Raw genomic sequence first — 20813 nt, 5'->3', positions numbered from 1 at the left:
GCTACCCACAAGGCAGCAGGCGCTGTTGTAGTGGCCTTGCCCTTATGCTGGGGTGCCAGTTTTCATGTTTTCGGCAGTCAACTTGTCGATATCTTCTTTGAACTCTTTGGCGATGTTTTGCAGCTTGGTGCTGTCATCCATCATTTGCTGAGACAGTTTTGTCAGCGCAGAAAGCTGCTGGCTGCTGAATGACGTCAGTGTTGATACGTCTTTCACTTCGCTCGCCGCTTTCATTTGCTCGAGACCTAGCTGGCTGTATGTGCGCATGGCATTCATTTGCAGCTCGGTAAGAGTTTCTACGTTTTTGGCTACCAATTTGTTGAAGTTAACGTATGGAGCCAAGGCTTTTTCAGATTGCTCAGAAAACGCTTTAAACATATCTGTGTACATGGTGTATCTCCTGATAGTGTTGTCTGGGATAGTTCCCAAGGTCGCAAATGTCCATTTACGCTTGTGTACGCTTGATAACCAAAGCCGTACCCATGCCGCCGCCAATACACAAAGAAGCGACGCCATAGGTTGCGCTTCTTCGGGTCAGCTCGTGTAGCAGTGTGACCACAATCCGGTTACCAGACGCGCCAAGAGGGTGGCCGAGTGCAATGGCACCGCCATTCACGTTTGCACGCTCCAATAAAGCATCCGGAGTGATTTGATGGTGTTGTGCTAATTGATGAACCACACCGAGCGCTTGGGCTGCAAAGGCTTCGTTCAGCTCAAACAAATCGATGTTGTCAATAGTCAGGTTGGCCTTATCGAGCGCGGCATTGACCGCACCAACTGGACCAAGCCCCATAATGCTCGGGTCAATACCGTGCTGCGCGTAAGCAGTAATTTCAGCAAGCGGTGTCAGGCCATGTTTGGCGACGGCAGATTCAGAGGCAACAATGACGGCACTGGCGCCATCGTTGATGCCAGACGCATTGCCTGCAGTGACCGTTCCTTCTTTATCAAAAGCTGGACGCAGCTTGGTGAGTCCTTCTAACGTGGCATCAGCCTTTGGATATTCATCGGTATCAAAGGTGAGTGTTTGCTTACGCTGTTTGACTTCGATGGGCACAATTTCTTGCTTGAAATGACCCGCTTCGATTGCCGCAATCGCTTTTTGCTGACTGCTTAGTGCGAAACTGTCTTGTTGCTCACGGGTAATCCCGACTTCTTTGGCAACGTTTTCGGCTGTCACGCCCATGTGATATTGGTTGTACACATCGGTAAGGCCATCATTGATGAGCAAGTCTTTCATCGCAAAATTGCCCATCTTTTGTCCGGTGCGTAAATTGCCTGCCGCCGCAAACGGGATCTGTGACATGTTTTCCACCCCTGCAGCGACTACAACCTGTGCGTCTCCTGCGCGAATGTGCGTCACAGCATCCATAATCGACTTCATGCCACTGCCGCAAACCATATTGACAGAATAGGCGGGCACGCTAGCTGGAATGTCTGCGTAAATGGCGGCTTGACGGCCAATACCCATGCCTTGTCCTGCACTGACCACATTACCGACAATAACTTCATCAATAGCGTCGCCGTTAAGTGAGCCAGCCTGCAATGCGCCTTTGATTGCGTGAGCGGCCAGTTGACCTGCTGGGATATCTTTTAGCGAGCCTGAAAAGGCGCCAATAGCAGTACGTTTTGCTGCTACGATATAAATGCGTTCCATCATCGTTCCCTGATTTATTGCATGTATAAGCCGCCGTTTACCGACAGCGTTTCACCTGTAATGTAAGCACCTGCGTCGCTAGCGAGATAGGTCACAGCCGCGGCGATTTCTTCAGGTTTAGCAAGACGTTTCATCGGTATTTGATTGGTGATGGACTCTAGAACGTCATCACGCATAGCGGTGACCATAGGCGTTGCTGTGTAGCCAGGGGCCACCACGTTGACGGTCACGCCGGCGCGAGCACCTTCGGCAGCCAGTGACTTACTAAAGCCCATCATGCCGGCTTTGGCTGCAGCATAGTTGGCTTGGCCGAACTGGCCTTTTTGGCCATTAACCGATGAAATATTAATGATACGTCCACCGCCTTTTTCACACATCGCGGCGAACAAAGGTTGGGTGACGTTAAAGAGGCTATTGAGGTTGGTATTAATGACGTCATGCCACTGGGTGGCATCCATCTTTTTAAAGACGCTATCGCGCGTGATGCCTGCGTTATTCACGAGCACATCGACAGTGCCTTCTTCTTCAAGCAGTTTGGCGATACGTGTTGCACACTGCTGAGTATCTGTGACATCGAGTTCAAAAAGGCGCACTTGCTCAGTATTGAAGTTTTTTTCTTCAAACCACTCTTGCGCGCAGCTTTGGCCGCCGGTGAAGTGGGTCGCAATCACGCGGTATCCTTCTTGAACCAATTGTTCTGTGATCGCTGAACCAATACCGCCTTTTGCGCCGGTAACTAATGCCAGTTTCTTCATGTATGACTCCATTCACTACAACAAGCAAATTAAACGAGATGCCTGAAGCCGCATCTGGAACCACTCACGCCAGAATTACAGTCATCCTTATTGTCTGTGAGTAACAGCAAGACCTATGCCAATAATGATTAATATCTTCTGTCACTGTTGCTGGGCAGTCTATCGTTAAGGTGTGACCCTTTTATGACCGCCGATAATTAACCTAACGAATCTGAGAAATTACGCAAAGTAAAAACGCGTTCTTTTATCTATTCGAGATCTATGTCAATGATTAACCGCAAAAATGAAATCAAATGTAAATGATGTGTTTGTTTTTGGTTTTTTATTTGATCGATTATTAGCAGTTGTAACGACTCAATTATGGGCAATGTTATCGATTGCATTGTGGTGGTCTTAAGATAGCTTAGTGGCTAAATGTGAATGGATTATTAGGCAATTGAGTGGGTGGGGTAAACAGGCTTTTTGCTGTGTTTATTGTTGCTATCCGCCTGTTTACGCTTGATTATTTAATCTCGGAATGGATATGTTGCACGATGGCGTGCAAGCCATTGGTGCGTGATTCACTGAGGTGGTGCGCAAGCCCGGCTTGCGAGAATACCGCATTCAAATCCAACTGAGCGATCTGTGCGTGGTTTTGGCCGTTCACACAGGCGAGAACCACGGCTAGTAGTCCTTTTACAATCCGCGCATTGGAGTCGGCGGCAAAGTAGTGCGTTTCCGCGTCTTTGTGGTGCAAAAACCACACATCACTTTCACAGCCGGATACTTGGCTCGCAGCCTGTTTTTGCGCGTCGGTGAAAGTCGGTAAACGTTTTCCCCAGATAATAAGCTGGCGGTATTTGTCTTCCCAGTTGGTGTGTTGTGCCAGCATCTCGGCAACGGTGTGTTGGTCGAGCTCACTGCCAAATGGGTGAGAGGGTAAGTCCATCGTGAATCCTATTAATTAGCGATTAAACACCGAGTAAATATAACGTTTTATCCAGTGCAGTCAGGAAGCGGTCAATGTCTTCTTGGCTATTATAGGCGCCCAACGATACACGGACTGTGCCCTCTACATTGAGCGCCTTAATAAACGGATGCGCACAGTGATGGCCCGAACGCACCGCGATATTTTGTTGGCCGAGTAGCTCAGCAATGTCCGCGTGATGCTCGCCATCCACCACAAAAGACACCATAGTACTATGCGGTTGTGGACAGATAAGCTGAATGGCAGGACGTTGCTTCAGACCCTCGACAAGAGCTTGATAACAGGTGCTGAGATGAGCGTCTATTGCGCGCAAGTCATATTGTGTTAACCATTGGATGGCGGCTGCCAGTCCAATCGCTCCAGCCGCATTTGGGGTGCCGGCCTCAAAGCGAGCAGGGATCGGGGCGAGAGTATGCTGCTCAAAGCTTACGTCAGTGATCATTTTGCCTCCGCCGTGAAAAGCGGGCAGTGCGGCGAGGCTATCTTGTTTGCCATAAAGTACGCCAATTCCGGTTGGCCCATATAGTTTGTGGCCGGAGAACACGTAAAAGTCTGCATCAAGCTCGGCCATGCTGATGGGGTCATGAACCACACCTTGTGCACCATCAACGATCACAATTGCACCATAACGATGCGCCATGGCGGTCATCTTTTCGATAGGATGGCGGGTACCCGTGACATTGCTGACATGGCTGACGGCAACAATCCGCGTGTGAGTATTCAGTGCTTGTTGGTAAGCATGTAAATCGAGCTGACCGGTGTGTGGACAGCAGGGGATTTTGACTAAGGTCGCGCCAGTGCGTTCACAGACTAATTGCCATGGAATCAGGTTGGCGTGGTGCTCCATTTCGCTGACCAAGATTTCATCCTGCGCAGTGAAATGTTGGCTCAGGCTGTAAGCCAATAAATTGATCGACTCGGTAGCCCCTCGGGTCCAGATGATCTCGTTGGGTTTAGCATCAATAAATGCCGCCACATCCCGACGCGCTTGTTCGAACTTCTCGGTCGCAGTGAGTGACGCTTGGTGCTGGCCGCGATGCACATTGGCTAACGGCGACGCATAAAAATCACTGATGGCATCAATCACCGCTTGGGGCTTTTGTGCTGTTGCAGCACTGTCGAGGTACACCCAGTCCGGATTTTTGCAGGCAGGAAATTGGGCGCGTAGTGCGTGAATATCGAAATGTTGCGTCATAGTACGAGCTGTCCAAACTGAATCTTGCTTATGATCCCTATCTCTTGGCTGGAACTCAAGTAACTTTATCGCTCAGAGGGCGTATCGCGAGGATAGGCGTTATCAAACAGACAAAAAAAAGCACTGAGCAAAGCTCAGTGCCAACAAATATGTAATGACAGACAATGTCAAAATACAGGAAGTTAAAAGTGGTAGATACGACTACCTGTCTAACCAGTGTTAGACAAATGCAAACACAACATCGCAACCACGGAAACAGTCTTAAATAGAGAGACGTCACTTGTGGATGCGGGGTGCACTATAGGAGGTTGCTGGTATATCAGCAATCGACAATTTATAATGCCAACGATTAGAAAAACTAATAACTAGAGGTGAGCTGTTTATGGCAAGGCGTCTCCCACCGCTGAACGCGCTTCGAGTGTTTGAGGCCGCGGCGCGACATTTAAGCTTTACACGGGCTGCCGAAGAGCTTTTTGTGACTCAGGCTGCAGTTAGCCACCAAATCAAAGCGCTGGAAGAGTTCCTTGGCCTTAAGCTCTTTCGGCGTCGCAACCGATCTTTGCTGCTAACCGAAGAAGGTCAGAGTTACTTTCTTGATATTAAAGATATTTTTTCCGAGCTTTCCTATGCGACCGATAAAGTATTGGAGCGAAGTGCGAAAGGGGCGCTCACCATTAGTCTTCCGCCGAGTTTTGCTATTCAATGGCTAGTACCGCGTTTAGCTGATTTCAATAAAGCGCATCCCGATATCGATGTTCGGATAAAAGCAGTTGATTTGGAAGACGGATCACTGACGGATGATGTGGATGTGGCTATTTACTACGGCCGAGGGAATTGGTCGGGGCTACGTTGCGATCTTTTATACCAAGAGTGCCTACTGCCGGTTTGCTCACCTTTGCTACTAGAGTCCGGTAAGCCTCTGACTTGTCCTGATGATCTCAAACACCATGTGTTACTGCACGATCGCTCACGCAAAGAGTGGAAAGCATTTGCGAAAGCGCATCAACTGACGGATATCAATTTGGAACATGGCCCTATCTTTAGTCACTCTTCCATGGTGTTACAAGCGGCAGCCCACGGCCAAGGTGTCGCACTAGGTAATAATGTGTTATCCCAACCTGAATTGGCTTCGGGACGACTTGTGCATCCCTTTGAACAAGTGCTCAAAAGTGACAATGGCTTTTACTTGGTTAGCCAACAGCGTGATGCGGAAACCGGTCGGATTGCGGCATTTCGAGAGTGGATGCTAGAAACGGCTGCGAAAGAGCAGGAGAAGATGAATTTATGACAGAACTTTTGATTGATGGTGAGCAGACTGCAACGGATTGGATTATTTTTGCTCACGGTGCGGGCGCGGACAAAGATCATGAATTTATGGCCGATATGGCAGCACGATTGAGCGAGCATACTTGTGTGGTACGGTTTAATTTCCCTTACATGGATAAGCGAAAAGTCGATGGTAAAAAACGCCCGCCAGACCGTGCGCCTGCTCTGCTGAGCTGTTTTGAAGCTGTGATTGAGCAGGTGAATGGTCTGCGTCCTGCGACCAGCCGTTTATGGCTGGCCGGTAAATCGATGGGGGGCAGAATGGCCAGTCACTTAACCGAAAATCCAAGTGTTTCAGGTGTGATCTGTTTGGGTTTTCCGTTCCATCCGCCGGGCAAACCTGAAAAATACAAGGGCGAACATTTAGCGTCAGTCACTCGTCCTGTATTGATTTTGCAAGGTGAGCGAGACACCTTTGGCCGCCAAGAAGAGGTGGTGAATTATTCACTATCACCCAGTGTCGATGTCGCGTTTTTGCCCGATGGCGATCATAGCTTTAAACCTCGCAAAGCCTCGGGACTGACAGAGATGCAAAATCGCCAAACCGCCGTTTCGCATCTGTGTCAGTTTATTCACCAACAAGGAGCAAATTGATGAGGCGTCAGCATTGGCTTATCTCAGGGGCGCTCGGTGCCGGATTAGCGGTGGGGCTCGGCGCATTTGCCGCACATGGCTTGAAAGCGACGCTCAACGACTATGAGCTCGCGATTTTTAAAACCGGCGTCAATTATCAAATGTGGCACAGTTTGGCGTTGTTGTGTCTTGGGGCGGTTGCGCCTCAACTGCCTGAGCGCTGTGTAGTTACAACGGGTATCGCATGGTGGGTCGGGATACTCTGTTTTAGTGGCAGCTTGTATCTTTTGGCATTGACACACATGACTTGGCTCGGGCCTGTCACCCCGCTCGGTGGGCTAAGCTTTTTAGTCGGCTGGGGCGCATTGGCGTTTGGAGCATGGCGCGCGGGTCGCCAGTAAACCAAAATCGTCAGGGTTGGCATTTCTTTCCTAACCGTTTGGCATATATAATGCGCAGCTTGTTTTTGTCACGGTAATCGTGACGGTGACCCAAACCAGAGGAAGTCATGAATCAGGTTTTGCTTTACTGTCGTGCAGGGTTTGAAAAAGACTGTGCGGCGGAAATTCAACAAAAAACCACTGAGCTGGGTATTTACGGATTTCCGCGAGTGATTAACAACAGCGCCTATGTGCTGTTTGAATGCTACCAAGACGGTGAGGCTGAGCAGATTGTCCGTGATCTGCCGCTCGATTCCCTGATCTTTGCCCGGCAAATGATTGCGGTGACCGCATCGCTCTCTGATCTGGATCCGGACGACCGAATTTCTCCGATTTTGGCTGTTGCGGATGCACTGCCCAAAGCGGGAGACTTACGGGTGGAGACGCCGGATAATGACGAGGCGAAAGCCTTATTGAAGTTTTGTCGTAAGTTCACCGTTCCATTGCGTCAGGCACTGCGAAAGCAGGGCGTGATGTTAGCAAAAGACAATCCTAAAAAGCCGGTTATTCATCTTTGCTTTATCGCGCCGGGGACATGCTTTGTGGGTTACTCATTGACCACCAATAACTCACCGCATTACATGGGCATCCCGCGCATGAAATTTCCTGCCGATGCGCCGAGTCGCTCGACCTTAAAGTTAGAAGAGGCGTTCCATCACTTTATTCCTAAAGAAGAGTGGGATACGCGACTCGCGCCCGGATTATGGGCGGTCGACTTGGGGGCTTGTCCCGGCGGGTGGACTTACCAGTTAGTGAAGCGTTCGATGTTTGTGCATGCGGTTGATAACGGCGCGATGGATGAAAGCTTGATGGAAACTGGCCAAGTATTCCATCATGCCGAAGATGGCTTTAAGTTTGAGCCCACGAGAAAAAATGTGACTTGGTTGGTCTGTGACATGATCGAAAAACCCTCCCGCGTCGCTCAACTCATGGGGGAGTGGTTGATTGCAGGATGGGCGAAAGAGGCCATGTTCAACTTGAAGCTCCCCATGAGCCGTCGATATGAGCAGGTTTCTTATAACCTCGACACCTTGGGTGAGTTTTTAAAGCAGCACAACATTCCCTACGAGATGAAGGCGAAACACCTTTATCACGATCGTGAAGAAATCACCGTGTACTTGCGTCGTGTAAAACGTCAACACTCGTTGAATGGTTAGGCACTGACTGTGGTCGGTTGAAAGCGGATATCCTGTAGGTTAAAACCCAGTGGGATATCCGTTTTTAGTTGTGCCACGGCCTTACATTTGCGTGCGAGATCGTGGTGACCATCTAACTTCTTCGCCCACTTATCAGCCAGATCGTTAGCCGAGAGTATGGCGTCCAGATCACCGTACTGGGACAGTAAACTGGCTGCGCTTTTCGGGCCAATACCCGGTACGCCGCTGATCTCACTACTGCTGATGCCGGCGAGCCCCCAAAAATCACACAACTGTTCAGGGCGAACGCCAAAACTCTTTTCCACAAATGCTAAATCAAGCCAGCGATGTTGGAAATAATCTCGCACCCGCAATGTGGGCTGTAAGAGTTGGCAATAGCCTTTATCAGTGGAAACAATGGTGGCTTGCTCGCGATGAGCCGCGACTTTTAATGCGAGCGTTGCGATCATGTCATCGGCTTCATCCCCTTGTGAGAGCAAGGAGTCTACACCACGCTGCCAGAATGCATCTTGAATGGTATCCAACCCGTGTTCGAGGTCGGAAGGCATGGGTTTCCGGCCCTGTTTGTACTCAGGCAGAATATCGGCACGCCAACCACGATCTTGGCCGGTATGATCGAAAACGGCAACGATATGGCTGGGCTCACTGTGACTGATGATTTTATCGAGTGTTTTCAGGCAGGTCTGTGTGGTTGCCTCAAGGGTATGAGTGTCGGGCTGGGCGGCATGAACGCGACGGATCAGGTTCATGGCATCAATGATAACAACGTGAAGCTTGGACATAGACTTAACCGGTAACAATGAGCAGCATGCTACCCATTGTACCAGTTTACACGGGTGGGCAAAGCCGCCCGATGGGATTAAGAGACGATTTGATAGCAAGGCACATACTCAGTGCCCGGCAATTTCATTCGTTGTTGATCGACAAAGCTTTGCAGCAGCTTATCCATTTTCGCCATCAGCACTTTATCGCCGTCAATTTTAAACGGGCCATGTTGCTCAATATTGCGGATCCCCTCATCTTTAACGTTACCTGCCACAATGCCTGAAAACGCTTGGCGCAATGCCGATGCCAGCAGTTCAGGGCGTTGATTCATATGTAGATTCAGGTTCGCCATGTTGTCATGGGTCGGTGCAAAAGGCAGTTGGAATTCTGGCTCGATTTTGAGTGACCAGTTATAGGAATATGCATCTCCAGTGGCTTTACGGTGTTCTTTTACCGCTGGCATCGCATTTTTCATTAAACGCGCGGCTTTGGCCGGATCGTCAATCACAATTTCATAATATTGGGTCGCTTGGTCGCCAAGGACTTCGCGAATGAAGGTGTCGATATTGCGGAAATAGTCTTCGCTTTCTTTTGGCCCAGTTAGCACAATGGGTAGTGGTTGTTCACGGTTCTCTGGGTGCATCATGATACCGAGAATGTAGAGCAGTTCTTCAGCGGTCCCTGCCCCGCCAGGGAAGATAATAATGCCGTGGGCGATACGGACAAAAGCTTCAAGGCGTTTTTCGATGTCAGGCATGATCACTAGCTCGTTGACCATAGGGTTCGGTGGCTCCGCAGCAATAATAGATGGCTCGGTGAGGCCGATGAAGCGACTATCGTAGATACGCTGTTTCGCGTGTCCAATCGCGGCGCCTTTCATTGGACCTTCCATCGCGCCGGGGCCACATCCTGTGCAGATGTCTAGTTCACGTAACCCCAGCTCATGACCAACCTCTCGGGTGTATTGGTACTCAATATCATTGATTGAGTGACCGCCCCAGCAGACCACGAGATTAGGATCGACCCGCGGCCGTAGTGTTTTTGCGTTGCGTAAAATGCCGAATATCAGGTTGGTGATATGGGGAGAGCTGGTAAGGTTAAGTGTCGGGCTGTGCTCGAGCTGAACATTGACATGGATAATATCGCGCAAGACGGAAAACATATGTTCTTGAATACCGCGAATAATTTTGCCATCGACAAACGCATGATCAGGGGGATTGACCAGCTCTAGTTTGATCCCCCGCTCGCGACGCAATACGCGGATCTCAAAGTTGGTATGCTTTTCTAGCAAGGCTTTGGAGCTGTCGGTGTGGCTGCCTGAGTTCAGAACGGCCAGTGAGCAATTTCGATAAAGTCGATATAAGTCGCTGCTTGCACTCGCTTTAAGACGATCGACCTCGATTTGAGAAAGCAGGTCCATGGTGCCGATAGGGCTAATGTGTGTGATCATAGCGACAACCTCTTGAAGACAAATTAGGAAGGGCAGAGTGGTGCTATAAAAATCAGTGTGTTAATTAAAAATACACACAGGTTGGCAGATTGACCAGAAAAAATTAACACCAAATGATTTGGTTGCGACCGGCGTTTTTCGCTTGATAGAGGGCTTGGTCGGCACGCTCAAGCACATGCGTTGGCGTGTCAGAGCCGGAGAACAGCGTGGCGCCAATCGATGCTGTAATCGAGACGCGTTGGTTTTTAAATTTCAACGGCAACTGACGGATGGTATGACTCACATTCGCCAAAATGTCGGTTCGGGTTGTTTCATCCGCATCAGGCAGTAAGACCACAAATTCTTCGCCGCCAAAGCGAGCGATAAAGTCGGTATCACGCAGACACTGATAAATACTGCGCGCGATAATCTTGAGGGCCTTATCACCGACAAGATGACCGAATTGGACATTCACCTCTTTGAAGTGATCGATGTCGATTACCGCGAGACAGAAATCATGCTGATATTTGCGCCATAGACGGTATTCATGCTCCAGACGGTCGTGCAACGCTGCGCGGTTGTATACACGGGTGAGCGGATCGAGTAACAGCTTACGCTCTTGGTCGCCCAAGCGGCGCCTTTGATCCATGGTTTGCTCGGCAACCGCGTTCAGCTGGTTTTGATTGTGCGCCAATTGCTCAACCAAAGACTGCTCGCGGTTTTTTAGAGCTTCATTCTCGTCGGCAAGCGCTTTGAGATCGGCCAGCGCATGCGCTAACGAGCGACTTAGTGCAGTGGCATCGGCGCTAGGTGCACTCAGATCGCGTTCAATGTTAGCGATAGTGCCACCCAGTAAGGTATCAATACGCTGGTGGTCTTGGCGCAGGCTATGGGCATGATCGTAGGCGCGGGTATTTTGTTGACTGATCGCAATCAGATTATCATTCACTTGTGCTAGAAATGCTTGCGAGGCCCGCCGCTCGGCGTGTGTCGCCTCAAGGATAAGCTTGAGCGATTCTAATGTGAGTGCAATGATGGTCGCAGGTGAGAGTGCGTCGAGTAGCTGCTGACGAATATCGAGCAAGCGTTGGCCTGCTTCCCCGTCGAGATCAAGTTCAATGATCAGGTTTTGCAATTCGTCGGCAATACGGCGAATTTGATCCTGTTCGAGGGTGGTCTCCGAGTGTCGAGCGCCGGGACGTACCGCTTGCAAGGTGACAGCGCGCTCATACAGTTGGAGTAACTTGACCAACTGCTGGGTGCGGGTGGTTTGATCGTCCGCCGGCTGAGATAAAAGATCGCGCAAATCGCGCTTCAGTTGTGCCGGTAAGCCGGGCACGCGCTTTAGCGTTTCGCCACTGGCATGAAACTGCGCACTAAGATGCGACTCGGCTTTCTTTTGTGTCATATCGTGCTGACCCACCATGCGTTCTATAATTGCTAAACGCGGGATCAAAGGGCTGACATCCTGCGTAACATGTAACAGCTCACGGAATTCAGCCAACTTTTTATCGAGTAGCGGGCTTCTTCCGGTACAGGTCGCGACAAAGCGAGTCACCAAGCGCTTGAGAATATGGATCTCACGACGTGATTTTAAGGCCAAGTCCCGATACGCGTATGGCGTATCTTCTTGGACCGCAGACGCGGTGCCTGCCGTTACCGGCTGTGGATTGGACTTATTCATTTCTCGGGGATACACCTGACAACATTTGCGATGACGCAACAGGCGGCGGGGTTCGCCAGCCAAACGTCTCTAGCTATACCGACTTATTGCTTCGATCATCAATAATTAACCCTCGCTTTTTATCAGATTCGTGATCCGTCTGCCAGTTAATTGATGTGTTCGCTGACGTTTTAACCTTCACTAATCCGGAGTCAATACCGCGCAGGCAGGCATGTCGTAAGTTGGTATTGACGAAGCTGGCGGCAGGCGCGGTATCAATGGCGCTTAAATGTACCCAATGGCTATCACCACTTTGCTCCGCGAGCTCGCATGCCTTATTGGTGGCCGTGAGGAGAATTTCAATCAATTCCTGATCGTTGATCGAGGTATACGCTCGCGGCAAGAAAGGATATTCAGCCAGCCCGACACAAACTTGAGTTGAGAGGCTGATATTTGCTGATAGCGTATCATCCTGATCACTGTCGTCGGGTTGCTGATGATAATGTGCGACAAAATCTTCAATCAAAGATTGAACAAAATGGGCAAGGGCGTCGGGTTGGGCATCTTCTTCCCAGTTGGTTTCAATATAAATAAATAGGGCATCGGAAAAGTGGTATAGGCGACCGGTTCCCGTGACTTTATCGGAGAGGTATTCACCCAGTTGACGTTCGATATCCTGCGCATATTGATAGCCATGGTGCACAAATAAATCCTTTAAAAAGGCGACATCAAACATTGCGAACCGCAGCCGGTCACTGAGTGGCTGGTGGATCATCACGATTAAGTACCATTGCTCAAAATCANAATAAATAGGGCATCGGAAAAGTGGTATAGGCGACCGGTTCCCGTGACTTTATCGGAGAGGTATTCACCCAGTTGACGTTCGATATCCTGCGCATATTGATAGCCATGGTGCAAAAATAAATCCTTTAAAAAGGCGACATCAAACATTGCGAACCGCAGCCGGTCACTGAGTGGCTGGTGGATCATGTCGTTTAAGTACCATTGCTCAAAATTAGCATTACTTTTTTCTAACGAACGGGGCAGCTTGGCATTGAGCATACGTAGGTTGCGTAGCCCAGTACGAGGGTGGGCATAAAAATCGTCACGCAATTGCTCAAGCTCGATTTGGCGCATCACGGCGGCTCGGTGGCGCAAATAGACGATGACCAGCAGCACACCAAGGCTACCGAGCAAGAAATAGTTAACTTTTTGCAAATGGATCTGCTCTTGACGCGCGCCATCGAGTTGACGCTGTAGTTCGTCCATTTGCAATTGGCGCTCGACCACACGTTGCTGTTGTTTGAACGTATCGGCCTGGCTTTGTTGCTCGGTTTCGGTTTGACGGGCGCGTAAGCGTTCGTACTCGCGTTGCATGGCGAGTGCCTGTTGATACTGCCCCTGAGCTTCCAACGCCGCGGATAAAGCCTGATAAGCTCGCGTKACGGTGGCGAGGTCTTGCTGGGCTTGGGCCTGTTCAAGCGCAGTTTGGATTTCTTTTTCGGCCAGTTTGGGTTTAGACAGGGCTAAATGAATTTGCCCTTGCAACAGGATTGCTTGGGTTGTGAGCTGCGAGTTGGGCATTGCACCGGCTAAGCGTAACGTATCTTGAATATAGCGGTCGCTTAATGGGTAGTGAGATAACTCGAAATAGGTTCTTGCAATGGCAAAGTGAACCTCGGCCAGAGGCTTAGGTCTGGACAGGTTTTGCTCAATTTCAAGCGCGTTAAAGTAATGCACTAATGCAAAGTTATAACGCGCTTGTTGTTCGTAAATCGCGGCCAATAAACGCTGGGAAGCGGAAAGCTGACGGCTCAGTGAAAAGTGTTCAAAAAACGCTGCTGCTTGGTTAGCGTGCTCGAGGGCTTGTTTGAGCACGCCTTGCTGAAAGTACAATTGCGCAAGTTGCATGTTGGCGCGAGCGATGAGCGCGGTGTACTCATTTTCACTGGCTATCCAAAATGCACTGAGCAACTCGGTCAATGCGCTTTCATGCTGTTTTTCATCGAGTAGGAAAGCCCCCAATGAGAGTTGAAACTCGACTTTATCACGTAGGTTTTCCGGGTGCGTGGATAATTGGCTACGTGCACGCTCATACGCGATGAGCGCCGTTTCACTGTCTGCTGTGGCGGCGAGAATATTGGCGCGCAACAAGGCGCTGTTAAAACGCACGTCGTGGATGTTGAGACTGTTATCAGGGAGCGCATTCAATGCCGCATCGACCTCATCCAGTTTATGCAATGCCTGTTTATCATCGCCGACTAAATGCCAAGTAAGGGACGCTTCGGTCAGCATCACTTGCACCAGTGTGTGTTTGAGTTCGTGTTCTTCGACGACTTGATAGGCTTTTTGTAATGCCGCTTTGGCTTCTAGCGGTTGCTCAAGGTGTGCGTAAGCACGAGCACTGATCAGATAGGCGTACACCGTATGCAAGGGGGTGCGAATTGAGCGATCGGTATCGTTATTGACGTGAGAGCGGTTCGCACCCGTAGTGAGTCGTCGCTGCGCTAAGAAACGGTTACTGATCTCTAACGATTGCTCAGGCGCGGTGGCTAACAGTTCTTCTGCATTGGTTAGTACAGGCGAGGAATGGATAGAAGCCAACGCCATGGACGACGTTAACCATAAGAGCAGGCCTAGGAAGGGGCGGCTAAAGCGCATGCGCTATCCTCAAAAATGCGTCTGAACAAAAATGAAGGCTGCCAGTTTGAGGCAGCCATGTCTGCGCGCTGACTCAACGTTGCGGCAAATATGCCGCAACGAGACGTCGCTGAATCATGGTTACTGACGTGCGAGTCGGTTATTTTCGCTCGGCGTTTTACCCATGTTGGTGCGATAAGGGTTGATGTCGAGTCCGCCGCGACGTGTATAACGCGCGTAAACCGTGAGCTTTTCTGGCTGACAAAAACGCATGATGTCCATGAAAATACGTTCCACACATTGTTCGTGGAATTCGTTATGTTCACGGAAGGACACGAGATAACGCAGTAGCTTCTCGCGGTTAATCTTTTTCCCTTTATAGGCAATGCGCACCGACCCCCAATCAGGCTGGTTGGTGATCAGGCAATTGGATTTTAGCAAGTGGCTGTGCAGCGTTTCTGACACAATCGCCCCTTGCGCGGCGCCATCGAGCCAATCAGGATTAAAAGTATAATCATCAATACTGATATCTTGATGGTCGATGCACTCACCGGCCATTCCAGCAATGGTTTCGCCTTCCAGTTCGCTCAGTGGCGAGAGGGTCACATCCACCTCTTCGCCTGCACAGGCAGACAAATCCTTCTGTAGTGCATCGGCGACTTTTTGCCAGCTCTCGAAGCGGGTTTGATTGAGGCTGTTTAAATACAGTTTAAACGATTTAGACTCAATCAAGTTTGGGCTCGAAGCGGGTAGGCGTACCTCACCGATGGCCACTTGCGGAAGGCCGTTTTGGTTTAACCAAGACAGCTCATAAAGTGTCCAGGTGTCATAGCCGGTAAAGGGCACAGTCTCATTGCTCAGGCCAATGGCTTGACGATTCAGCTCACGCGGGACGGCGCGTAGCTGTGACGGGTCGTATTGCGTCGGGTAGTCAGTGTGTTGGCCTAGCGACAGACCGGCTAGGGCATCGGCATCTTGGTAATTGCTCATACGGATTTGCCATCGATTCAAGTAGAATGGGTAAAGTTTACTGAATCTTGCTATAGGTTGCTAATGGAGAACACATTACATAACGCCCTTTGGGCGCTAGCCCAGAAATATGTTGCCAAATGGCGAAAGGAGCAGCAGTGCTTGCCGTGCACGGAGGCGTATTTAGGCTTAGCGTCACCATGTGTCGAGAGCGAAAATGCCCACCAAGTGCAATGGCAACCGGTTCAGCGTGATACCTTGGCAGACTTCACCAACGTGGAGCACGCGATTGAGTTACGTCTGCACAGCGACATTAAAGACTTTTATAACTTTATGTACTGCGCAGATTTGCCGGTGCACTTTGGCGGTGAGCGCTTCAATTTACTGCAAGTGTGGAGTGAAGATGACTTGGCCCGCTTACAAGAAAATATTCTTGGGCATTTAATGATGCAGCGTCAGCGTAAATGCTCCCCGAGTGTCTTTATTGCGACCACTGATGATGAAATGACGATTATTGCTATTGATAATGTCACGGGCCAAGTGGTGAAAGAAGTACTCAATAAAGGATCGCGAGAGGTGTTGGCGGACGATGTTGAGCAATTCATTGAGGTGTTAGAGGTGGATGYAGCATGATCCTTACCGAGCTAACCTTCGAGTGCTTCGACAATACAACGGTGAGCGCGGTTGACCGCGCGATTAATGGCCTGATGGATGCGTTGCGTTATAACGGTCAGGTGTTGGGGCGTGAATTCCCGATACTGATGCAAGAAGGGCAGTTTCAGCTTCGGGTTGTTTGTCCAGATGAAGATGCGTTGCAGCCAAAGTTTAATAGCCCTCAAGTCAAGCGAGCATTGAATCAACTGTCCGAGGCGTGTCTGACTCAGCCTAAGGTGCGTCTTTTAGGTCGAGACCTTAACTCCGAACAAGCGGCGCCAAGTACGACACCGAGTTGGCAGGTGTTATATACCACGTTTGTCCACACCTGCTCACCGTTACGGTGTGGTGATACCTTGCTGCCGATTCCTTTATATCGCTTACCCGCGACCTTTAATGGTGACCACAAATCTGTAATCAAGTGGCAAACGGAATGGCAAGCGTGTGATGAATTGCAGATGGCAGGTGCCAGTGATGCGGAGTTTGCCGGGCTTAACGAGCTAGAAAACCCGCAAACTCGATTGTTCCAACGTGGCTGGGATTTGCGTGGACGGATTGAATACCTCACGGGTATACCCACGTATTACTATCAATATCGTGTCGGTGGTAAAGATAAGGACAGTGAGCTAGCGCGCCCTTGTCCTAAATGTGGTGGACAGTGGCGATTGGAAACACCACTGCACGATATTTTCCTGTTCAAGTGCGAGGCTTGCCGTTTGGTCTCAAACCTTTCGTGGGACTTCAAGCTCACTTAAGCGCTCTTCCAATTCGCTCAGACGAGCCGTCAGTTGGGAGACTTGCTGCTCGAGCGCCGCAAGTCGCATTGCCTCTGAAGGAGCAGTCTCTGCCTCGGCCATGTCGGGTAACGGTGAATTAGATTTAGCACTTTTTACCGCTTGAATAATGAGGGGCAACGGCACCGGGGTATCAAGCTGTGCTTTCAGCTTTGCCACGGTGACTGATTGCCCTTTTTGGACCAAGGTGTGGATTGCGCGTTCTAGTGCCGCTTGATAACTCATCGTGATTCTCAATCTCATTAATACGTGCGCTTAGCTAACTCGTTGCCGCGCTGCCCTCGTCGTAATCTAAGATTTTCTCAACAAAGCATCAAGGGTGTCGACTTGTTCGGCCCAATCGGCATCCTCTTGTAACACCTCATGGATAAAAGTCCGTTGGGCGGTGTTCCAAAACGGCGCATCTACCAAAGATTGACCATCGACCAGACAATGGCTTGTTAAGAAATGCTCGATGGCCTGCTGGTCGCTTGCTAGGCCTAATTGCTCAAACAAGTGCGTTAAATCGTGCTGGAAAGTTTCCATTGTCGCTCCTCAAACCTAGTCTATGCATCCATTATTTGACTATAGCAATCCTCTAGACAGCTTGCCTTGTGCTCTGGTAGGGACAAAGTGCTGGTTCGCTTGTGAGATATCTCTTACAAAGGCGTGGGAGAAAAGCAGAATCGTACCGGGTCAAACGAGAAGGTGTAGGCTTTTAGTTTAATAAAAACAATGGCTTATGTTTTGTTTTATATGATTGGGATAAAATTGAGACATCGCGCACGTTGTGATGCCTTGTGCCAAAGGCTCAGTCGCGTAATCTTATCGGTGTCGGAAGGGAACTGACACAGGGAACAGGAATCACCACGGACTCGGTACCTCAGGATGAGGCAGTACTTCAGGATGAAGCGCTGGCAAGGATTGCAGAAGGACATCGGATGGAACCGTTCTCTACAAGCAGGAAGCTTGTACGTCAGGAAGACTTAGGACAACCCAGGATGGGGGCTTAAGGAATACTTCAGGACGAAGTCATGGACACCTCCAGGATGGAGAGCTTATCGAAAACGGGAATTTCGGTTTGTCAGGATGACGAAAGGACACCTCCAAGACGGAGAGACATGGAACGGCGCTGAAGGAATCGGCGACTGATCAAGGAATGATGCAGGGAGCACCTTTTAGTAGCAGGATAGCTGCAAGTAAAACTCTCGGGCGCGGCGCAAGCTGCGCCCTTCCTTTTTGTAGCCGGTAAACATGAGCGGTTACCCCATCTTTTCCGGTGACTCCCTGTCACGTACTACTCGCGTGTCGCGCGACGTGTGCATCATACTGTTACTCTAGTACAGCTTATCCATTTGCGCGAATATGGCGCGATTGTGTGGGTATGGGCCTTATTGTACAGGCATGGTATGGACCGGCGTGTCGATGCTTTTTAAGCGAAATCCTCGCAACTGCGCATGGCCGGTATAGCTATCTTGCCCGGTCGATGAAAATTCAAACCAGTAATGTGTTACCCAGCGCCAGCCCTGATCGGTGTGTGTGAGTCGATGCTTACCGCGCGCAATGGATAACACCTGAAGCCCCATATGTTGGCAATAATGCTGAATGTATCGATGCGCGTGCTCGCTTTGCCGCCGCTGTTGCCAAAACAGCATCGCGACGACAAAGACGAGTAATAGGGTAACAAGATCAGTGATCATGATGGGGTTGCTTCACTGCCGATTGCAGACGAGCCATCGCCTGAGTCAGTGCCGGAGAGGTATTGCCATGCAAGCGGCTTAATAATGCACCGCGAAGCTCAGGCATCATCACCAGATCGGCATAGATTTGTTGGAATAGCGCCGGGTCATGTTGGTCGGCAATCGCAATTAAAAAGGCATCCAATACCGCATCATCGGTTAATCCATCCCAGCACCGCCCCGCGATGGCGACAAAGATCTCTTGATGGTGGAGTGCGCGTTTAGCTAATACGGCACGGATCAATTGATCGCGTTGTGCTTTTGGTGCACCCGCATGGGCGCGCAATAATGCGCTAACGAAAAAGAGGTCGACTTCTTGGCTCTCACACAAGTCGCTAAATAGCGTGCGCAAGGTGGCAGCAAGCTTGTCGCTCAAGGTGCAGTGCTCCAAGCACCCCAGCAATGCATATTGCGGCGTGGTTGGCATATTGGCGATCGCTTTTCTTACTCGCGTGGCATTGTTTTGATCGTGCATACGCACGCAAATATCTGCCAAGCCTTGTAGGCCAACGCCTTGCCAGTTATCCCAGCCGAGTTCACCGTTTAAATAGTGTTGAGCTTGTTCGTAATATTGGCTCGCGGGACGACCGAGCGAGTAGGTGAGCGAAGCATGAAACATCGCCATCTTGTCATCGGTTGGGGTGAAGGTGTAAGGGTTGTTAGCCAGCTTCTCACGCTGCGCTTTGTTCGGCGTTGCGCTTAAATTCTCCCCCATGGCCGCACTGACATATTGCAGAAAGTCGCCCATCGCGGTGTGACTGAGTAGCCCTCGCTCATCCAGTGGCATTTTCAAAAACCATACCCAAGGTGCGCCGCCCTTTGGCCAGAACGCGACAGCCATATGCGCATGATGGCGCAGAGGGTAAGGGTAAGGTTGTTGGTTCGCCTCAACGGCACGAAACTCGGCATCGTCGAGAAGACAAACACGTCGGCCTAAGTCGTAGACGCTAAACTGACACTGGGCATGATCAAAAAGGGTGCTCAGCGCGTGAAAAGATTCCATGGTATCCGCTCGCTGTTTTCGCTTGATGGGCGGGAGTATATCAGTTTTCACCCAGCAGATGCTTGCCTTGTGCGTGTTGTCTTTGGCTTGATCATGGTATGCTTCGCGGTTTCCATAAACACTAAGTGATGAGGGTATCAATGAGTCTTCACTTTCAATGTATCCAACTTCTTGATGAGTTGGAGCAAGTGCTAAATGATCACGCGCTATGGCAAACGACGCCACCGTCGGCTGAGCGTCTCGCGAGCACTGAGCCTTTTGCTGTCGATACCTTGGCATGTCACGAATGGCTGCAATGGATTTTTGTACCTAAAATGCGTGCACTGATTGATGCTGGGCAGACTTTACCGCGTAACTTTGAAATTTCACCTTATGTGGAAGAAGCAATGAAAGAGCAGGCCGGGCATCGTGAGGTGGTCGCTGTGGTTGTGCGGATTGATAGTTTGTTTGCCGATCAATGACAGACCTACCGCTTAGTATTTTATATCAAGACGAGCACTTGGTGGTGGTCAATAAACCTGCCGGTATGCTGGTTCATCGCTCTTGGTTGGATAAAGGTGAGACCCGTTTTGTGATGCAAACGTTACGGGATCAAATTGGCCAACATGTCTATCCACTCCACCGGCTTGATAAACCCACCTCTGGTGTCTTGGTGTTTGCCCTTTCCAGTGACGTTGCCGCGGCAATGATGCCACAGTTTGCCAACAACCAGATTAAAAAGGGCTACCATGCCATCGTCCGAGGCTGGATAACAGACGCCGGCCAGCTTGATTATCCGCTGGTGGAAGAACTAGATAAAATTGCTGATAAGCATGCCAGCCAGGCGCCGGAAGCCAAGTCGGCGATCACCGACTATCAGCCATTAGCGAAGATAGAGTTACCGATCGCGACGGGGCGTTATGCGACCAGCCGGTATAGTTTAGTCGCCATGCAGCCGCATACCGGTCGCAAACATCAGTTGCGTCGACATATGCATCATCTCAGTCATCCGATTATTGGCGACACCACCCACGGCGATGGACGGCATAACCGGGTTTTTCGTCACCACTTTGACTGTCATCGTTTACTGTTGCACGCAAGCCAGATGTGTTTTGAACACCCTGTGTCT

The 20813-nt window shown here is 50.1% G+C and carries 22 protein-coding genes; 8 read left to right on the top strand and 14 right to left on the bottom strand.

Annotated elements, in window-relative coordinates; genetic code table 11:
• Positions 1-42: 42 nt before the first annotated feature.
• From BZJ17_RS00810 to BZJ17_RS00790, 5 genes are all read right to left on the bottom strand, one after another.
• A complete protein-coding gene (locus tag BZJ17_RS00810) occupies positions 43-390 on the bottom strand; it encodes a phasin family protein (protein ID WP_069588559.1) in 348 nt (115 codons plus the stop codon).
• 55 nt (positions 391-445) lie between these two features.
• Entirely contained in the window at positions 446-1657 is a 1212-nt protein-coding gene (locus tag BZJ17_RS00805) for an acetyl-CoA C-acetyltransferase (protein WP_077639483.1), read from the bottom strand.
• Positions 1658-1671: 14 nt separating this feature from the next.
• Positions 1672-2412: an SDR family oxidoreductase gene (locus BZJ17_RS00800; RefSeq protein ID WP_077455935.1), complete on the bottom strand. Its 741-nt coding sequence runs from the start codon at positions 2410-2412 to the stop codon at positions 1672-1674.
• A gap of 502 nt (positions 2413-2914) precedes the next feature.
• Positions 2915-3340 carry a cysteine desulfurase sulfur acceptor subunit CsdE gene (csdE, locus tag BZJ17_RS00795; RefSeq protein WP_069588564.1) on the bottom strand — a complete coding sequence of 142 codons (426 nt, stop codon included), beginning with the start codon at positions 3338-3340 and terminating at the stop codon, positions 2915-2917.
• Positions 3341-3362: 22 nt separating this feature from the next.
• On the bottom strand, positions 3363-4574 hold the full coding sequence (locus BZJ17_RS00790; RefSeq protein WP_077639482.1) for a cysteine desulfurase: 1212 nt from the start codon (positions 4572-4574) through the stop codon (positions 3363-3365).
• A 382-nt stretch (positions 4575-4956) separates the two neighbouring features.
• On the opposite strand from BZJ17_RS00790, the gene BZJ17_RS00785 reads away from it, so the two are divergent.
• From BZJ17_RS00785 to rlmM, 4 genes are all read left to right on the top strand, one after another.
• Positions 4957-5862 carry a transcriptional regulator GcvA gene (locus tag BZJ17_RS00785; protein ID WP_069588567.1) on the top strand — a complete coding sequence of 302 codons (906 nt, stop codon included), beginning with the start codon at positions 4957-4959 and terminating at the stop codon, positions 5860-5862.
• Positions 5859-6494, top strand: a complete 636-nt coding sequence (locus BZJ17_RS00780; protein ID WP_077639481.1) for an alpha/beta fold hydrolase — start codon at positions 5859-5861, stop codon at positions 6492-6494. Before BZJ17_RS00785 ends, BZJ17_RS00780 begins: the two co-directional genes overlap by 4 nt.
• Positions 6494-6874 carry a DUF423 domain-containing protein gene (locus BZJ17_RS00775; RefSeq protein ID WP_077639480.1) on the top strand — a complete coding sequence of 127 codons (381 nt, stop codon included), beginning with the start codon at positions 6494-6496 and terminating at the stop codon, positions 6872-6874. Before BZJ17_RS00780 ends, BZJ17_RS00775 begins: the two co-directional genes overlap by 1 nt.
• A 107-nt stretch (positions 6875-6981) precedes the next feature.
• The gene (gene rlmM, locus BZJ17_RS00770) at positions 6982-8070 is read left to right on the top strand and encodes a 23S rRNA (cytidine(2498)-2'-O)-methyltransferase RlmM (RefSeq protein WP_077639479.1); all 1089 of its coding nucleotides are present in this window, start codon (positions 6982-6984) and stop codon (positions 8068-8070) included.
• On the opposite strand, the gene xni is transcribed toward rlmM, so the two are convergent.
• From xni to queF, 5 genes are all read right to left on the bottom strand, one after another.
• On the bottom strand, positions 8067-8852 hold the full coding sequence (gene xni / locus BZJ17_RS00765; protein ID WP_077639478.1) for a flap endonuclease Xni: 786 nt from the start codon (positions 8850-8852) through the stop codon (positions 8067-8069). The two genes, rlmM and xni, sit on opposite strands and share 4 nt — an antisense overlap.
• A gap of 77 nt (positions 8853-8929) precedes the next feature.
• On the bottom strand, positions 8930-10285 hold the full coding sequence (gene ppnN, locus BZJ17_RS00760; protein ID WP_069588576.1) for a nucleotide 5'-monophosphate nucleosidase PpnN: 1356 nt from the start codon (positions 10283-10285) through the stop codon (positions 8930-8932).
• 103 nt (positions 10286-10388) lie between these two features.
• Positions 10389-11948: a GGDEF domain-containing protein gene (locus BZJ17_RS00755; RefSeq protein WP_077639477.1), complete on the bottom strand. Its 1560-nt coding sequence runs from the start codon at positions 11946-11948 to the stop codon at positions 10389-10391.
• Positions 11949-12021: 73 nt separating this feature from the next.
• On the bottom strand, positions 12022-12705 hold the full coding sequence (locus BZJ17_RS00750; protein WP_077639476.1) for a hypothetical protein: 684 nt from the start codon (positions 12703-12705) through the stop codon (positions 12022-12024).
• Between the two features lie 2003 nt (positions 12706-14708).
• Complete coding sequence (gene queF / locus BZJ17_RS00740; protein ID WP_069588581.1) at positions 14709-15557, bottom strand: NADPH-dependent 7-cyano-7-deazaguanine reductase QueF; 849 nt, start codon at positions 15555-15557, stop codon at positions 14709-14711.
• A 63-nt stretch (positions 15558-15620) separates the two neighbouring features.
• On the opposite strand from queF, the gene syd reads away from it, so the two are divergent.
• Positions 15621-16169: a SecY-interacting protein gene (gene syd, locus BZJ17_RS00735; protein WP_077639474.1), complete on the top strand. Its 549-nt coding sequence runs from the start codon at positions 15621-15623 to the stop codon at positions 16167-16169.
• Positions 16166-16945, top strand: a complete 780-nt coding sequence (locus BZJ17_RS00730; protein WP_069588584.1) for a Zn-ribbon-containing protein — start codon at positions 16166-16168, stop codon at positions 16943-16945. The genes syd and BZJ17_RS00730 overlap by 4 nt, the downstream gene beginning before the upstream one ends.
• Here the strand turns inward: BZJ17_RS00730 and BZJ17_RS00725 are convergent.
• The 4 genes from BZJ17_RS00725 to BZJ17_RS00705 all read right to left on the bottom strand — a co-directional run bounded on the left by BZJ17_RS00725 (position 16913) and on the right by BZJ17_RS00705 (position 19705).
• Entirely contained in the window at positions 16913-17209 is a 297-nt protein-coding gene (locus BZJ17_RS00725; protein ID WP_077639473.1) for a hypothetical protein, read from the bottom strand. The genes BZJ17_RS00730 and BZJ17_RS00725 overlap by 33 nt on opposite strands.
• Positions 17210-17275: 66 nt before the next feature.
• Complete coding sequence (locus tag BZJ17_RS00720; protein ID WP_077639472.1) at positions 17276-17509, bottom strand: DUF2789 domain-containing protein; 234 nt, start codon at positions 17507-17509, stop codon at positions 17276-17278.
• A gap of 845 nt (positions 17510-18354) precedes the next feature.
• Entirely contained in the window at positions 18355-18663 is a 309-nt protein-coding gene (locus tag BZJ17_RS00710) for a DUF3301 domain-containing protein (protein WP_069588591.1), read from the bottom strand.
• Positions 18653-19705 carry a DUF3549 family protein gene (locus tag BZJ17_RS00705; protein WP_077639610.1) on the bottom strand — a complete coding sequence of 351 codons (1053 nt, stop codon included), beginning with the start codon at positions 19703-19705 and terminating at the stop codon, positions 18653-18655. The genes BZJ17_RS00710 and BZJ17_RS00705 overlap by 11 nt, the downstream gene beginning before the upstream one ends.
• 140 nt (positions 19706-19845) lie before the next feature.
• Here BZJ17_RS00705 and BZJ17_RS00700 point away from each other — a divergent pair, with 140 nt between their 5' ends.
• Both BZJ17_RS00700 and truC read left to right on the top strand, forming a co-directional pair.
• Positions 19846-20166, top strand: a complete 321-nt coding sequence (locus BZJ17_RS00700; RefSeq protein ID WP_069588592.1) for a YqcC family protein — start codon at positions 19846-19848, stop codon at positions 20164-20166.
• Positions 20163-20813 (top strand): tRNA pseudouridine(65) synthase TruC (gene truC, locus BZJ17_RS00695; protein ID WP_077639470.1); only part of this gene is annotated, 651 nt, incomplete at its 3' end. The genes BZJ17_RS00700 and truC, both read left to right, overlap by 4 nt.

Source organism: Salinivibrio sp. IB574, from assembly GCF_001996205.1.
Classification (GTDB): Bacteria; Pseudomonadota; Gammaproteobacteria; order Enterobacterales; family Vibrionaceae; genus Salinivibrio; species Salinivibrio proteolyticus.
Note: the sequence above shows the minus strand (reverse complement) of the source record. Positions and strands in the feature narration are given on the sequence as shown.

Coding starts and splice junctions, on each gene's coding strand:
- BZJ17_RS00810 (WP_069588559.1), bottom strand. CDS start 390: ATGTACACAGATATGTTTAAAGCGTTTTCTGAGCAATCTGAAAAAGCC.
- BZJ17_RS00805 (WP_077639483.1), bottom strand. CDS start 1,657: ATGGAACGCATTTATATCGTAGCAGCAAAACGTACTGCTATTGGCGCC.
- BZJ17_RS00800 (WP_077455935.1), bottom strand. CDS start 2,412: ATGAAGAAACTGGCATTAGTTACCGGCGCAAAAGGCGGTATTGGTTCA.
- csdE (WP_069588564.1), bottom strand. CDS start 3,340: ATGGACTTACCCTCTCACCCATTTGGCAGTGAGCTCGACCAACACACC.
- BZJ17_RS00790 (WP_077639482.1), bottom strand. CDS start 4,574: ATGACGCAACATTTCGATATTCACGCACTACGCGCCCAATTTCCTGCC.
- BZJ17_RS00785 (WP_069588567.1), top strand. CDS start 4,957: ATGGCAAGGCGTCTCCCACCGCTGAACGCGCTTCGAGTGTTTGAGGCC.
- BZJ17_RS00780 (WP_077639481.1), top strand. CDS start 5,859: ATGACAGAACTTTTGATTGATGGTGAGCAGACTGCAACGGATTGGATT.
- BZJ17_RS00775 (WP_077639480.1), top strand. CDS start 6,494: ATGAGGCGTCAGCATTGGCTTATCTCAGGGGCGCTCGGTGCCGGATTA.
- rlmM (WP_077639479.1), top strand. CDS start 6,982: ATGAATCAGGTTTTGCTTTACTGTCGTGCAGGGTTTGAAAAAGACTGT.
- xni (WP_077639478.1), bottom strand. CDS start 8,852: ATGTCCAAGCTTCACGTTGTTATCATTGATGCCATGAACCTGATCCGT.
- ppnN (WP_069588576.1), bottom strand. CDS start 10,285: ATGATCACACACATTAGCCCTATCGGCACCATGGACCTGCTTTCTCAA.
- BZJ17_RS00755 (WP_077639477.1), bottom strand. CDS start 11,948: ATGAATAAGTCCAATCCACAGCCGGTAACGGCAGGCACCGCGTCTGCG.
- queF (WP_069588581.1), bottom strand. CDS start 15,557: ATGAGCAATTACCAAGATGCCGATGCCCTAGCCGGTCTGTCGCTAGGC.
- BZJ17_RS00730 (WP_069588584.1), top strand. CDS start 16,166: ATGATCCTTACCGAGCTAACCTTCGAGTGCTTCGACAATACAACGGTG.
- BZJ17_RS00725 (WP_077639473.1), bottom strand. CDS start 17,209: ATGAGTTATCAAGCGGCACTAGAACGCGCAATCCACACCTTGGTCCAA.
- BZJ17_RS00720 (WP_077639472.1), bottom strand. CDS start 17,509: ATGGAAACTTTCCAGCACGATTTAACGCACTTGTTTGAGCAATTAGGC.
- BZJ17_RS00710 (WP_069588591.1), bottom strand. CDS start 18,663: ATGATCACTGATCTTGTTACCCTATTACTCGTCTTTGTCGTCGCGATG.
- BZJ17_RS00705 (WP_077639610.1), bottom strand. CDS start 19,705: ATGGAATCTTTTCACGCGCTGAGCACCCTTTTTGATCATGCCCAGTGT.
- BZJ17_RS00700 (WP_069588592.1), top strand. CDS start 19,846: ATGAGTCTTCACTTTCAATGTATCCAACTTCTTGATGAGTTGGAGCAA.